Origin of the sequence: Nocardioides iriomotensis (assembly GCF_004168035.1) — a bacterium.
GTDB classification, from domain to species: Bacteria; Actinomycetota; Actinomycetes; order Propionibacteriales; family Nocardioidaceae; genus Nocardioides_B; species Nocardioides_B iriomotensis.
In genome coordinates this window covers 99,966-113,219 of sequence record NZ_SDPU01000027.1, presented here as the reverse complement: position 1 = coordinate 113,219, position 13,254 = coordinate 99,966, and the positions used below count along the sequence as shown (strand labels likewise).

Annotated in this window: 13 protein-coding genes; 9 read left to right on the top strand and 4 right to left on the bottom strand. The window is 74.5% G+C overall.

Annotation, left to right across the window (positions count from 1 at the left end; translation table 11 throughout):
- Positions 1 to 81 (top strand): integrase core domain-containing protein (locus ETU37_RS15120; protein ID WP_129985062.1); only part of this gene is annotated, 81 nt, incomplete at its 5' end.
- Positions 82 to 94: 13 nt separating this feature from the next.
- Here the strand turns inward: ETU37_RS15120 and ETU37_RS15115 are convergent.
- Positions 95 to 493, bottom strand: coding sequence for a low affinity iron permease family protein (locus ETU37_RS15115; protein ID WP_129988174.1), 399 nt, complete (start codon positions 491 to 493; stop codon positions 95 to 97).
- A gap of 35 nt (positions 494 to 528) precedes the next feature.
- Here ETU37_RS15115 and ETU37_RS15110 point away from each other — a divergent pair, with 35 nt between their 5' ends.
- Complete coding sequence (locus ETU37_RS15110; RefSeq protein ID WP_129988173.1) at positions 529 to 2,277, top strand: glycoside hydrolase family 13 protein; 1,749 nt, start codon at positions 529 to 531, stop codon at positions 2,275 to 2,277.
- Here the strand turns inward: ETU37_RS15110 and ETU37_RS15105 are convergent.
- Positions 2,259 to 3,836: an FAD-binding oxidoreductase gene (locus tag ETU37_RS15105; protein ID WP_129988172.1), complete on the bottom strand. Its 1,578-nt coding sequence runs from the start codon at positions 3,834 to 3,836 to the stop codon at positions 2,259 to 2,261. The two genes, ETU37_RS15110 and ETU37_RS15105, sit on opposite strands and share 19 nt — an antisense overlap.
- A 132-nt stretch (positions 3,837 to 3,968) precedes the next feature.
- On the opposite strand from ETU37_RS15105, the gene ETU37_RS15100 reads away from it, so the two are divergent.
- Genes ETU37_RS15100 through ETU37_RS15090 form a run of 3 tightly spaced genes read left to right on the top strand, consistent with a single transcriptional unit; the run spans position 3,969 to position 6,286 of the window.
- Entirely contained in the window at positions 3,969 to 4,217 is a 249-nt protein-coding gene (locus tag ETU37_RS15100) for a hypothetical protein (protein ID WP_129988171.1), read from the top strand.
- A 3-nt stretch (positions 4,218 to 4,220) separates the two neighbouring features.
- Positions 4,221 to 5,384, top strand: a complete 1,164-nt coding sequence (locus tag ETU37_RS15095; protein WP_129988170.1) for a cupin domain-containing protein — start codon at positions 4,221 to 4,223, stop codon at positions 5,382 to 5,384.
- Positions 5,381 to 6,286, top strand: coding sequence for a sucrase ferredoxin (locus ETU37_RS15090; protein ID WP_165372543.1), 906 nt, complete (start codon positions 5,381 to 5,383; stop codon positions 6,284 to 6,286). Before ETU37_RS15095 ends, ETU37_RS15090 begins: the two co-directional genes overlap by 4 nt.
- 90 nt (positions 6,287 to 6,376) lie before the next feature.
- Here ETU37_RS15090 and ETU37_RS15085 read toward each other — a convergent pair whose 3' ends face one another.
- A complete protein-coding gene (locus tag ETU37_RS15085; RefSeq protein WP_129988168.1) occupies positions 6,377 to 7,207 on the bottom strand; it encodes a matrixin family metalloprotease in 831 nt (276 codons plus the stop codon).
- 140 nt (positions 7,208 to 7,347) lie between these two features.
- On the opposite strand from ETU37_RS15085, the gene ETU37_RS15080 reads away from it, so the two are divergent.
- Positions 7,348 to 8,817, top strand: coding sequence for a hypothetical protein (locus tag ETU37_RS15080; protein ID WP_206053958.1), 1,470 nt, complete (start codon positions 7,348 to 7,350; stop codon positions 8,815 to 8,817).
- A 41-nt stretch (positions 8,818 to 8,858) separates the two neighbouring features.
- Positions 8,859 to 9,818 (top strand): hypothetical protein, encoded by a 960-nt coding sequence (locus ETU37_RS15075; protein ID WP_129988167.1) that lies wholly within the window; start codon positions 8,859 to 8,861, stop codon positions 9,816 to 9,818.
- 6 nt (positions 9,819 to 9,824) lie between these two features.
- Here the strand turns inward: ETU37_RS15075 and ETU37_RS15070 are convergent, their stop codons facing one another.
- The gene (locus ETU37_RS15070; RefSeq protein WP_129988166.1) at positions 9,825 to 10,643 is read right to left on the bottom strand and encodes an HAD-IIA family hydrolase; all 819 of its coding nucleotides are present in this window, start codon (positions 10,641 to 10,643) and stop codon (positions 9,825 to 9,827) included.
- Positions 10,644 to 10,755: 112 nt separating this feature from the next.
- Here ETU37_RS15070 and ETU37_RS15065 point away from each other — a divergent pair, with 112 nt between their 5' ends.
- Together ETU37_RS15065 and ETU37_RS15060 are read left to right on the top strand one after the other, a co-directional pair.
- Positions 10,756 to 12,255, top strand: a complete 1,500-nt coding sequence (locus tag ETU37_RS15065) for a coiled-coil domain-containing protein (RefSeq protein ID WP_129988165.1) — start codon at positions 10,756 to 10,758, stop codon at positions 12,253 to 12,255.
- Positions 12,252 to 13,247, top strand: a complete 996-nt coding sequence (locus tag ETU37_RS15060; protein WP_129988164.1) for a coiled-coil domain-containing protein — start codon at positions 12,252 to 12,254, stop codon at positions 13,245 to 13,247. Before ETU37_RS15065 ends, ETU37_RS15060 begins: the two co-directional genes overlap by 4 nt.
- Positions 13,248 to 13,254: the final 7 nt, after the last annotated feature.

Sequence of the window (13,254 nt, the reverse complement as noted above, 5' to 3'; positions counted from 1 at the left end):
TGGCTCGAGCACTACAACACTGACCGACGCCACAGCGCACTCGGAGGACGCCCGCCAATCAGCCGCCTGGCACCAACGTGATGGCCGGGTACATCTAGTGGCGCTGCTCCAGCCCGACCGCGTCACGCAGCCTGCGGGTGGCCTCCTGCAGATCCGGGTCCTCCCTCCCGACGGAGTCCATCAGCGCCGCGGTCGCCTCGGCCAGCACGTTGAGCTTCTCCTGCGCGGCCTCCTCGGCGCGTCGGCTGGCGTTCTCCAGCAGGGTGAGCAGCAGCAGGGTGACGACGCTGGCGACGGTGTGGATCACGACCTGCCAGGCCTTCGCCGTGGAGAACAGGGGATAGCTCACCAGCCAGGCGACGACCACGGCGAGCATCGCGACGAAGAACGGCGCCCGGCTGACCAGCGCGTACGTCGCCTCGACGAACTTCTCGAACGACGTGCGCCCGTCGCGGTGCTGCTTCCGGTCGCGGCCTGCCTCGGAGGTGTCCATCCACGGAATGTAGAGGGCCGCTAGCGTCGTGGGCCATGACGACGACGCAGGAGACGCCGCGCGACTGGTGGAAGTCCGCGGTGGTGTACCAGATCTACCCCCGCTCGTTCGCCGACAGCGACGGCGACGGCATGGGTGACCTCGGCGGCATCATCACCCGCCTCGACCACCTCCAGCGCCTCGGCGTCGACGTGGTGTGGCTGAGCCCGGTGTACCGCTCGCCGATGGACGACAACGGCTACGACATCAGCGACTACCAGGACGTCGACCCGATGTTCGGCACCCTCGAGCAGCTCGACGAGCTCATCGCCGGGGTGCACGAGCGCGGGATGAAGCTGGTCATGGACCTCGTCGTCAACCACACCAGCAGCGCGCACGCCTGGTTCCAGGAGTCGCGGGCCAGCCGCGACAACCCCAAGCGGGACTGGTACTGGTGGCGGCCGCCCCGCCCCGGCCACGCGCCCGGTGAACCGGGCGCCGAGCCGACCAACTGGGGCTCGGTGTTCTCCGGACCCGGCTGGACCTTCGACGACGCGACGGGGGAGTACTACCTGCACATCTTCGCGCCGTCCCAGCCGGACCTGAACTGGGAGAACCCGGAGGTGCGCGAGGCCGTCTACGCGATGATGCGCTGGTGGCTCGACCGGGGGGTCGACGGCTTCCGGATGGACGTGATCAACCACATCTCCAAGGTGGTCGTCGAGCAGCCGCCGGGCCTGCTCGACGCCGAGGTGTCGACGCTCCCCGGGGCGTCGCCGTACGGCAACCAGTCGCCGTACGTGCTCAACGGCCCGCGGATGCACGAGTTCCTGCAGGAGATGCACCGCGAGGTGTTCGCCGACCGGCCGAACGGGCTCATCACGATCGGCGAGATGCCGGGCGCGGCGGTGGAGCACGCGCGCCTCTACACCGACCCGGAGCGCCGCGAGCTGGACATGATCTTCCAGTTCGAGCACGTCGACCTCGACTCCGGCCCCAACGGCAAGTGGGACCTCGTGCCGCTCACCCTGCCGCGGATCAAGGAGTCGCTGGGCCGCTGGCAGACCGAGCTGGCCGACGTCGGCTGGAACAGCCTCTACCTGGGCAACCACGACCAGCCCCGGTCGGTGAGCCGGTTCGGCAGCGACGACCCGGCGCACCGCGTGATGTCGGCGAAGGCGCTCGCGACCGTGCTGCACCTGCACCGCGGCACGCCGTACGTCTACCAGGGCGACGAGCTCGGGATGACCAACACGGTCTTCGAGGGCGTCGACGACTTCCGCGACCTGGAGTCGGTCAACCACTACCGCGAGGCGGTCGAGGGCGGCCAGGAACCGGACCAGGTGATGGCGGCGTTGCGCCACAAGAGCCGTGACAACGCGCGGACGCCGATGCAGTGGGACGCCTCGCCGAACGCCGGCTTCACGACCGGCGAGCCGTGGCTGGCGGTGAACCCCAACTACCCGGAGATCAACGCGGCCGCGCAGATCGACGACCCGGACTCGGTGTTCGCGCACTACCAGCGGCTGATCGCGTTCCGGCACGGCGAGCCCGTGGTCGTGCACGGCGACTTCACCCTGCTGCTGCAGGAGCACGAGGAGCTCTACGTCTTCACCCGGTCGCACGCCGGCACCGTGCTGCTCGTGGTGGCGAACCTGTCGTCGGTCGACGGGGTGGTCGCGCCCGGCGACTGGGCCGGCTGGTCGGGGGCGGAGCACGTGCTCGGCAACGTCCCGGGTGTCACCTCCCCGGTGGACGCGCCGCTGCTGCCCTGGGAGGCGCGGGTCTACCGCCGCTCGGCGTAGCGGTCCCAGAGGCTGTTGCGGAACAGCAGGTCCGGGTCGTAGGAGCGCTTGGTCGCCACGAAGTCGTCGAAGCCGGGGTAGGCCTGCCGGACCTGTGCGGCGGTGTAGTGCTGCTGGTAGGGCAGGTAGAAGGTGCCGCCGCGCGCGAGGCTGCGGGCGACCAGGCGCTGGGTGAGGTCTCGCATGTCGTCGTTGCCGGCGGGGGAGACGCGCTGGCTCAGGTAGAGGACGACGGAGAGCCGGTCACCCTGCGCGTAGTCGAGGGCGACGTCCTCGCGGTGCACCGAGCGGATCGACGCGTTGAGCAGGACCGCGTCATGGGTTCCGAGCTCGGTGCGCAGGTCGGCGAGGAACGGGACGAGCTGGTCGGGCGGCAGGAAGTACTCGTGCAGCACGTCGGTGTACTGCGGGAGCCGGTTGCGGAGCAGGCCGAGGCTCTCGTACATCGCCTGGTTGCGCGCCACCATGCACGCCTCGGCGTCGCGCAGCGCCTGGTTGCGGGCGGCGTGGCACGACCGGACGTGGGGGAGCAGGTCGCGCTGCAGCCGCCACTTCAGCCGCTGCCCGGTGCCGCCGGTGCGGGCGAGGTTGAGCACCAGCCGGCCGAACCGGTCGGAGTCGCGGGTCTCCAGCGCCGGCACCGGCTCGCCGGCCGGCGCGCGCTCGTAGGTGTAGACGATGCCCTCGCGCAGGAGGCTGCCGGGCGAGGTGGACAGGTGCGTGTAGGTCATCCGCACGTCGTCGTCGGCCAGGACCTCCTCGCCCAGCACGCGGGGAAGATCGGCCACGTCGACGACCCGGCCACGCAGCCGGTAGACCTCGCTGGCGACGAGGTCGAGCTCGACGTCGAGCACCACACCGAGCAGGCCGTAGCCGCCCACCACCGCGCGGAACAGCTCCGGCTCCCGGTGCGGCCCGACCGTGTGCACGACGCCGTCGGCGGTCATCACCCGCAGCGACCGGATGCTCGACGACAGGCTGCCCTCCCGGAAGTCCAGGCCGTGCGCGTTGACCGACACCGTGCCGCCGACGCTGAGCACGTCGATGCTCGGCATGGTCGCCACCGACAGCCCGTGCGGGTGCACGGCCTCGAGCACGTCGTGCCACCGGGCCCCGGCGCCGACGTGGGCGGTGCGGGCGCCGGTGTCGACGCGCACCCGGTCGAGCCCGGTCATGTCCAGCAGCAAGGCGCCGGGTCGCATCGCCTGGCCGCCCATGGCGTGCTTGGTCCCCGCGACCGACACGGTCAGGTCGTGCGCGCGGGCGAAGGCGAGCGCCTCGCGGACGTCGGCCGTGCTGCGCGGGCGGACCACGCCGTACACGCGCGTGCGGTTGAGGCAGGACGCGTCGTTGACGGTGCCGCCCCGCTGGACGGTCGCGGCGGGGTACGCGGGGGCCGCGGTGCGCGCCGGCAGGTCCCCGCCGGGGGCGGGGACGGCGTGGATCGCGCAGTCCTTCGCGGCGGCGTCGCCGGACCAGATGAGCACCTTCTGGCCGCCGACGAGGAGCACGCCGAGCAGCACCGCGACGACCAGCGCACGACGTACCCGACGATCCATGGGACGAGGGTGGCGGCACCCGCCGCGTTGCGCCAGAGTGCTCGTACTCAGGTCGCGGATGCCGTGGTTTGCCGGGGTACCGCCCGGGTACGACGCGGGCGACCGTCCGCACCTCTCCACCGAGGAGGCACCATGACCACCACCCCCAACGAGCCCGTCGGCGACGACGACATCGAGACCGTCCCCGGCGCGACCCCGACGCCCAACCCCGGTGGCGACGCGGACGGCACCGACGGTGACAGCACGGACACCACCGACGGTGACAGCACCGACGGCGGCGACGCCGACGGCACCGACGGTGACAGCACCGACACCACGGACGGCGACAGCACCGACGGGGACAGCACCGACGGCGGCGACGCCGACGGCACGGACGCCTGAGTCTTGCCCCTCCCGGACCGGTCCGCGCTGGACCTGCTCAGCGGAGACGCCCAGACCTTCCACCACAAGGTCTGGGCGTCACGCGTGCACGTCCACCACACCGACCCCACCGAGCTCGTCGGCCTGCTGTCGCTCCAGGACGTCGACCGGCTGCTGACGAGCAGCGCGCTGCGCACGCCGGCGCTGCGGCTGGCGCAGGACGGGTCGGTGATCCCACCGTCGCGGTTCACGCGGCACGCCACGATGTCCGGGACCGCCGTCACCGGGCTCGTCGACGGCCGGAAGGTGCTCGACCTGTTCGACGGCGGCGCGACCGTCGTGCTGCAGGGCCTGCACCGCTACCACCCGCCGCTGACCCGGCTCGTCCGGCGGCTCGAGCTCGAGCTCGGCCACCCGTGCCAGGCCAACGCCTACCTCACGCCGCCCGGGGCGCAGGGCTTCGCACGGCACAGCGACAGCCACGACGTGTTCGTGTTCCAGACCCACGGCCACAAGCAGTGGGAGGTCGTCGAACCGGACAGCTCCGGCTTCCCCGACGGCCCCGCCCGCGAGGTGCTGCTCGAGCCCGGCCTGTCGATGTACCTCCCGACCGGCACGCCGCACGCCGCCCGCAGCCAGGAGGTCACGTCCCTGCACGTCACCCTCGGCATCAACCGGGTGTCGCTGCGCGAGCTGCTCCGCTCGCTGGCGACGAGGGCGCTCGCCGACGAGCGCTACGACGTACCCCTGCCCTCCGGCTGGGTCGACGACCCGTCGCTGCTGGCGGCCGCGCTGGGCGAACCCCTCGCCGCGCTGGCCGACTCGCTCGCGGCGCTGGACACCACCGCGGTGGCCGACGCCCGCGCCGACGCCTTCCTCTCCGACCGCTCGCCCGTCCTCGACGGCGGCCTCGTCGACCGGGTCGCGCTGTCCGCCCTCTCCGACGACACCCGGGTCGAGCGGCGGCCGACCGCGGCCTGCGTGCTGCGCCCTGGTCCGGAGCGGCTGACCGTCCACCTGGGCGACCGCAGCCTGCGGATGCCGCTGCGGCTGACCCCCGTCATGGAGCACGTCCGCGACACCCCCGCGTTCGCCGTCGCCGACCTGGAGCCGTGGCTCGACGCGTCGAGCCGGCTCGTGGTCGTGCGGCGGCTGGTCCGGGAGGGACTGCTCCGGATCGTGCCGTGACCGCGTTCCGCTGCGCGGCCGCCTCGCTCGACCGGACGGAGTCGCTGGTCGGCACCGCGTCGACCGTGCGGGCGTTCCTGCTCGTCGAGGCACCCGGCGCGTGGGGCGTCGACGCGGTGGCGGGGGCGCGGTTGCCCGACGACGTGCGCGCGCACCTGCGCTGGCTCGGCCGCGACCACGGCGTCCGGGTCCTGCTGATCCGCGACCACGTGCGCCGACGGCCGTCGACGGTGCGGGTGTTCGCCGCGTACGTCGGGGCGCGCGGGCCGTTCGTCGAGACCGCCGAGCTGCCCTCGCTCGACGCGGTGCGCCACCTCCGGGTCGAGGGCCTCGCCGCCGGGGAACGGCCCGGGCTGACGCCGTACGAGGGGCAGTTGTTCCTGGTCTGCACGCACGGCCGGCACGACGCCTGCTGCGCCGAGCAGGGCCGACCGCTCGCGCGGGCGCTGCACGCCGTCGCGCCCGAGGCGACCTGGGAGGTGTCGCACGTTGGCGGCGACCGGTTCGCGCCGAACGTCGTGGTGCTGCCGACCGGGCTCTACTACGGCCGGCTCGACCCCGCCGACGCCGCCGCGTTCGTCGACACCCACCGGAGCGGCCGGCTGTCGCTGCCGCACCTGCGCGGCCGGTGCGCCTTCCCCTTCCGGGTCCAGGCGGCCGAGGCCTTCCTGCGCGAGCACACCGGCGACACCTCCCTCGCCGCGCCGCGCGTGCTGCGCGCCGTGCGCGACGGCGACCTGACCCGGGTGGCGTTCGAGCTGGCCGGTGAGCCGTGGGACGTCGTCGTCCGCACCGACCACGTCGCTCCGCAGCAGCTCACCTGCCGCGCCGCGAACCCCTCCGGCGCCCTCGCCCACACGCTCGAGCACGTCGGGCGTTGGACGGCCCCCGACCAGCTGTAACGCGGGGTTATGGACGCTCAACAAGCGGAATTCCGCGTGGGGAGCGTCCACATGGCGTGGGGAGCGCGCGGAGGTCGGGGGTACGGCGACTCAGAGGCACGGCCCGTCGCCGGCGACCCGCAGCCCCTCCCGGTCGCCCTCGCCGAGGGACGTCGCACCGCCGGTCTCGGCCATCAGCGCGGCGGGGTCGTCGACGTGCCCGAGCCCGAGCACGTGCGCCATCTCGTGCACGACGACGGCACGGACCAGCGCCTCGCCGTCGGGCAGCGCCAGCATCTCCTCGAGCTGCGGCGTGTCGAGCGTGACCTGCCCCGAGACGTACCGGGTCACGCCGTCCAGCGCCACCGAGATCCCGCCGCCCAGGCCGACCGTGTCACCCGCCAGGCCGGGGTCGGCCTCGGGCGTGGTCCACGCGACGAGCACCGGCGCCCACGACACGCCGTACCGGGACTGCTCGACCGCCCGCCGGTCCGACGGCTGCTCGTCGGTCGCGCCGACCACCTCGATCGTGAGCCCGCTGGCGGCCGCGACCTCCGCAATGCCGTCGCCGACCACGTCGGCCGCGCCGACCGGTCGGAGCGCGTCGTTGACGACGACCTCGATCGTCCGGCACGAGCTCCAGCGCACCGGTCCGCCCGGGGTCTCGGCGGTGAACGTGTAGCCGTCACCGGCCACGGCCGTGCGGCCCCACCCGACGGCGGCGACGAGGCTGCGACCCGTCGGCGTGTGGGAGAAGCTCCAGGCACCCAGACCGAGCACCAGCACCCACGCGACGAGCCGCTTGGTCCTCGGCATCCCCTCGCGCGGCCGCCGCGGTGGGCGCGGTCGACGCCTCCTGACCGCGCGCGGCACCTTGACGTCGGCGAACTCGCGCTCCAGCCGTTCGAAGAGCTCCTGCTCCTCGGCATCCCCCGTGTGCACCGGGGAAGTATGCGGGATCGGGCCGGGCGCCGTACGACCGACTTCCCAAGCGATGTGGACGCCTCCCACGCGGAATTCCGCTTGTTGAGCGTCCATAACCCCGCGTTACAGCTGTTCGGGCGCCCGGCATGATGGGCCGGGTGACGGATGAGCAGCACGGAGTCGTGTTCCCGCGCGGGGCCGACGGACGCCGGAGTACGGCGGCCGTGGGACGCGCCGTCGTCGCCGACGCGCTGCGCGGGGTCGACCCGGCCGGGGCGCGGGCGGCGGAGCAGGAGACCAACTGGCGCACGGGGTACCTCGTGCACTTCCGGCGGCTCGTCGAGGCCGGGCTCGACGACCGCGACGACGCGGTCGGCATCGCGCGGGACGGGCTGGCCGGCCTGCACGAGCGGATGGTCGTGCGGGCGGGCGGTGAGGACGTGCCGCTGGCCGGCTGGGCCGGGACGGAGCCGGACACGACGTTCGGCACCGCCGAGGTCGCGGGCCACGCCGACCCGGAGCGCGAGCTGACGCTGCCGTTCCACGGTGAGCGGCTGGCGGGGGACGACCTGGAGCGACGCCTCGACGCCTGGGTCGCCGCGGGCGTCGTGGAGCCGAGCGTCGGTGAGGCCGTCCGGACCGTGATGAAGAACCCCGACTGGCTGCGCCTCGACGGTCACACCGTCGCCGTGCTGGGTGCGGGCGCCGAGATGGGGCCGCTGACCGCGCTGCTGCGCTGGGGCGCCCGCGTCGCCGCCGTCGACCTGCCGCGCGAGCCGGTTTGGCAGCGCGTGCTCGACACCGCCCGGGTCTCGGCCGGCACGCTCGTGCTGCCCACGCGCGACGGCGGCGCCGACGCCCACCCCGCCCACGCGGGCGCCGACCTGCTCGCCGAGGTTCCGGCCACCGCCCAATGGCTCGCACAGGTAGCGGGGGAGCGGCTCGTGATTGGCAACTACGTCTATGCCGACGGCGCCACCAACGTCCGGGTCAGCATGGCCGTCGACGCGCTCAGCGGCGAGCTCGTCGAGCAGCGGCCCGGCACGGCGCTGGCGTTCCTCGCGACGCCGACGGACGTGTTCGCCGTACCGGCCGACGCCGTGCGGCAGTCCGTCGGCGGCTACGAGTCACGGTCGCGCGCGGCCAAGGTGCTCGGCCGGCCGCTGCGGGCGGTGAGCGCGGGGCGGCTGCTGCGCCGGTCGTACGCCCCGGGCGCCGACCCCGGCGTCAACGACAGCCTGGTCCCGCAGCAGGGCCCCAACTACGCGCTCGCCAAGCGGCTGCAGCGCTGGCGGGCGGTCGCCGCCCGCGCCGACGGGACGCTGGTGTCGATGAACGTCGCGCCCCCGACGCGCACCCGGTCCGTCGTGAAGAACCGCGCGCTCGCGGCGGCGTACGCCGGGGCGCACCGGTTCGGCGTCGAGGTGTTCGAGCCCGCGACCTCCAACGTGCTGATGGCCGCGCTGCTCGTGCACGACCTGCACACGGACGGCGGGCCGCGGCACGACCACCCCTGGGAGGACGAGGCGTATGCCGCCGCGCACGGCGGCCTGTGGCGCGCGCCCTACGCCCCGCGCAGCGCGCTCGGGCTCGCCGCGCTCCTCGGGTACGGCGCCGCACGGTCCTGACCGCGGGCAACCTTTCGGGGCGGCCGAGCGTCCAGACAGACATGAGATCTCGGAACCTTCGCCTGCTCGCCAGCACTGCCCTCGCCGCCCTGCTGGCCGCCGTCGTCCCGGCCGCCTCGGCCGCTCCCGCGGAGCGGGAGCTGCGCCCGGCCGCCCTGCCACGCGGCGCGAACCCTGCCGTCCCGTTCGTCATCGGTACGACGATCCTCGACGGCGACACCCGGGTGAAGGTCGACGCCGCCGAGGTGCAGCTCCTCGGCACGGCGCGGGGCGACTACGTCGCCATCGTGTACCCGGGCGGGGATCGCGGACGCGTCGAGCGCATCTCACCGGACGGCGAGCGCACGATCGTCCGTGAGCGCTTCCGCGGCGAGCTCACGCTGTCCCGCGACGGTGAGCACCTGTTCGAGGCGCTCGTCGGCGAGCGTCCCCGCACCGTCGTCCGCGTGCTCGACCCGGTGACCGGCGAGCGCACCGGGCGTCAGGAGCTGCGTGGCTACGTCCGCGTCCTCGACGCCGACGGCGGCCGGGCCGTGCTCGGCGTCACCTCGCCGGCCCGGACACTGACCTGGGACGTCGACGCGGGTACGACGCAGCGCGTCGTCGACCGGCAGGCGTACTTCGCCGACATCCGCGCCGACCGCATCGGCACGTACACCCGCGACGTCACCCAGGGCGGCTGCAGCGTCCTGCGCCCGCTCTCGTCGCCGGAGGAGGTCCTGTGGCGCTCGTGCGAGCAGGCGGTGGGCGCGGTGTCGCCCGACGGCCGACGCGTGCTCGCCCGCACCATCTCCCTCGACGGCCCGATCGGCTACCTCTGGGTCAGGACCGGCACCGGCACGCTGCTCGCGTCGTACTCCGCGCCGACCGGCTTCGGCCACAGCGCGTGGGAGGGGCCGCGCAGCGTCGTCCTGACCGTGCAGGGCTCGACGAGGCAGGCGCTCGTCCGCTGCGCCGCCGGCGACTGCGAGCGCGCCAGCGGCCTGCAGCCGGTTCCGTAGCCGGCGTCAGAGGTCCATCACGGACTCGTCGACGTCGTCCCACGCGTCGACGAGCTCGACCAGGTCGGCGACCGAGTCGCGCACGTGGGTCGGGCGGTAGGGGAACCGCTCGACCTGGTCGGGCCGGGTCGAGCCGGTGAGCACCAGGATCGTGCGCAGCCCGGCCTCGAGCCCGGACACCATGTCGGTGTCCATCCGGTCACCGACCATGACGGTCGTCTCGGAGTGCGCGTCGATCCGGTTCAGCGCCGACCGCATCATCAGCGGGTTGGGCTTGCCCACGAAGTACGGCTCCACGCCGGTCGCCCGGGTGATCAGCGCCGCCACCGAGCCGGTCGCGGGGATCGAGCCCTGCTGCGAGGGGCCGGTCGGGTCGGGGTTGGTGGCGATGAACCGCGCGCCGGCCTCGATCAGCCGGATCGCGGTGGTGATCGCCTCGAACGAGTAGGTGCGGGTCTCGCCGAGGACGACGTACTCCGGGTCGCGGTCGGTGAGCACGTAGCCGATGGAGTGCATCGCCGTGGTCAGCCCCGCCTCGCCGATGACGTACGCCGTACCGCCCGGACGCTGCTTGTCCAGGAACTGCGCGGTCGCGAGCGCGCTGGTCCAGATCGACTCCTCCGGTACGTCGATACCGGAGCGGGAGAGCCGGGCCTGGAGGTCGCGCGCGGTGAAGATCGAGTTGTTCGTGAGCAGCAGGAACGGCCGCCCGCGCTCGCGCAGCCGGCGCACGAACTCGGCGGCGCCGGGGATCGCCTCCTCCTCGTGGACGAGCACGCCGTCCATGTCCGACAGCCAGGTCCTGACCGGTCGCAGCTTCTCCATGGGACCGATGCTGTCAGAACGGTTCCCGTGCCGTCGCGCTCTGGCGGTCCGGGCCGCGGCGCGGGAGGATGGGGCGTTCCGCGCCCGACCGAGCATCTGGGAAGATTCGCCCATGGACCGACCTCGCCCCGACGCCGTGCCCCCGGGCGCGCTCGCGGTGGAGGACGACCCCTCGGCCGGCCCCGCACACCAGGCTCCCGCCGAGTCTGCCGACCGGCACGCCGCGGTGCTGCTCCGACACGCCGAGCTGGTGGCCGAGGAGCTGCGCGCCGACGCCGAGCGCGAGGTCGAGGAGGCCCGCGCACTGCGTGCGGAGGCGCAGCGGCTGCACGACGAGGCCGACGGCTACCACGCGACCGCGCTGACCGACCGCAAGCGCGTCGAGGAGGAGCTCGCCTCCGCCTCCGACGAGGCCCAGCAGCTCGTCAGCGACGCCGGCGAGCAGGCCACCCTGCTGCTCCGCGCCGCCGAGAGCCAGCGTGACCAGATCCTCGCGGCCGCCGAGGCCACCACCCGCGACCGCGTCGAGCAGGCCGGCCGCGAGCTGGCCACCGCCCGCGGCCAGGCCGAGACGCTGCTCGCCGACGCACGCGCCGAGGCCGAGCGGCTGGTCACGACCGCCCGCGCCGAGGCGGAGCGGCTCGACCTCGAGACGTCCGACCTGGTCGAGCGCCGCACGACCGAGGCCCAGGCCGAGGCCGACGGGATCACGGCGGCCGCGCAGGCCGCGGCCGACGCCACCCGCCAGGAGGCCGATCAGGCCGCTGACGCGACCCGCGCCGCGGCCGATGCCGACGCCGAGGCCGCGCGCACCGAGGCCGCGACCGCGCTGGCCGACGCGCAGGCCCGCGCCGACCGCACCCTCTCCGAGGCCCGCGACGCGGCCGACCGGGCGCTGCGCGAGTCCGAGGAGCAGACCCGGTGGACCCAGGCGACGGTGGCGTCGCTGCTGGCCACCGCCGACGCCGAGGCCGAGCGCACCCGGCTGCGTGGGCACGGCGAGGCCGCCGCCCTGCTCAACCGGTCGCGCCGCCGGCTGGTCGCGGTGAGCGGCCGGGTCCGCAGCCGGCTCGACGAGCAGCGCGCGGTCCACGAGGCCGACGCCCAGGAGCTCGCCGACGCGGCCGCACAGGTGAGCGCCGACGCCGACGCGCAGGCGGCCCGCACCCGCGCCGCCGCCCAGGCCGACGCCGAGCGCGTGCTCGCCGACGCCGACGCCAAGGCGCAGCACATGCACTCGCGGGCCGAGCGACGGCTGGAGTCCGCCGAGTCGCAGGCCCGGGTCCTGCGTGAGCAGGTCGCCGGCGAGGTGGTCCGTGCGCAGGGCACCGCCCAGGACGAGCTGCGCAGCAGCCGCGAGGAGGCCGCCCGCCACCTCGCCGACGCGCGGACCGAGGCCGACACCCTCCGCGCGCAGGCGCGCCGGATGCTGGAGGAGGCGCGCGAGGAGGTGGCCGTGCTGGCTCGCCGCCGCGACGCCATCACGGGGGAGCTGGGACAGCTGTCGGGTGTGATCCAGGCGCTCGCCGTCCCCACCGACACGACCACGGACGACCAGTCCCGTGACGACCGCACCCCCGAGCACGACGACGAACAGGATGGCGCCTCATGAACGAGCCCGACGAGCAGTTCCGGTCGGTGCTGCGCGGCTACGAGCCCCAGCAGGTCGACCAGCGCATCAGGGAGCTCACCGACCGGGCCGCGGCCGCCGACCGGCGGGTGGAGGAGCTGACCGAGATGGTCGGCAAGCTCGAGTCCGAGCGCGACAGCGCGCCCCTCGACGCAGGCCCGCCGCCGGTCCCCACCTTCGAGCACCTCGGCAAGCGGGTCGGGGAGATCCTCGCCCTCGCCGACGAGGAGGCCGCGAGCCTGCGGGCCGGCGCCCAGGAGGAGGTCGAGGCGCTGCGCGGCAGGGCCGCCGAGGACTCCGGCCGGATCCGTGCCGAGGCCGACAAGTACTCCGAGGGCCGCCGCCGCGACGCCGACACCGACGCCTCCCGGATCCTCGGCGATGCCCAGCGCACCGCCGACGAGGTCACCGACGCCGCCGACCGCAACGCCGCCGCGCGGCTGCAGGAGGCGGAGGCGGTCTACGAGGAGCAGCGCGCCCGCGCCGCCAAGGCCGCCGCCGACTTCGAGACCACGCTGGCCGGCCGCAAGCAGGCCGCCGAGGCGGAGTTCACGCTGCAGATGGACGCCGCCCAGCAACGGCACACCGACCTCGGGGCACTCATCGAGCGCCAGCGCGCCGAAGCCGACGACGAGCTCGCCGAGTCGTCCCGCCGCGCCGCCCGGCTGGTCGAGGAGGCCGAGCAGAAGGCCGCCGCGATCGTCACCGAGGCCAAGACCGCGGCCGCCCGGGTGCGCGCTGACTCCGACCGGGAGCTCGCCGCCGCGACGCAGCGCCGCGACAGCATCAACGCCCAGCTCGCCAACGTGCGGCAGATGCTCGTGACGCTGACCGGCTCCGCACCGGTGGCGTTCATGGACGAGCCCGAGGTCCAGCAGGCCACCGAGACGGCCGACGAGTCCGTCGCGGAGGCCGCCGCCGAGCCCGAGACGCCGGCCGAGGAGCCCGCCCAGGAGCCGGCCGAGGAGAAGTAGCCGGCGG

Bases quoted from the DNA above. Each gene is read 5' to 3' on its own strand.
- ETU37_RS15115 (WP_129988174.1), bottom strand. From the start codon at position 493: ATGGACACCTCCGAGGCAGGCCGCGACCGGAAGCAGCACCGCGACGGG.
- ETU37_RS15110 (WP_129988173.1), top strand. From the start codon at position 529: ATGACGACGACGCAGGAGACGCCGCGCGACTGGTGGAAGTCCGCGGTG.
- ETU37_RS15105 (WP_129988172.1), bottom strand. From the start codon at position 3,836: ATGGATCGTCGGGTACGTCGTGCGCTGGTCGTCGCGGTGCTGCTCGGC.
- ETU37_RS15100 (WP_129988171.1), top strand. From the start codon at position 3,969: ATGACCACCACCCCCAACGAGCCCGTCGGCGACGACGACATCGAGACC.
- ETU37_RS15075 (WP_129988167.1), top strand. From the start codon at position 8,859: ATGAGATCTCGGAACCTTCGCCTGCTCGCCAGCACTGCCCTCGCCGCC.
- ETU37_RS15070 (WP_129988166.1), bottom strand. From the start codon at position 10,643: ATGGAGAAGCTGCGACCGGTCAGGACCTGGCTGTCGGACATGGACGGC.
- ETU37_RS15065 (WP_129988165.1), top strand. From the start codon at position 10,756: ATGGACCGACCTCGCCCCGACGCCGTGCCCCCGGGCGCGCTCGCGGTG.
- ETU37_RS15060 (WP_129988164.1), top strand. From the start codon at position 12,252: ATGAACGAGCCCGACGAGCAGTTCCGGTCGGTGCTGCGCGGCTACGAG.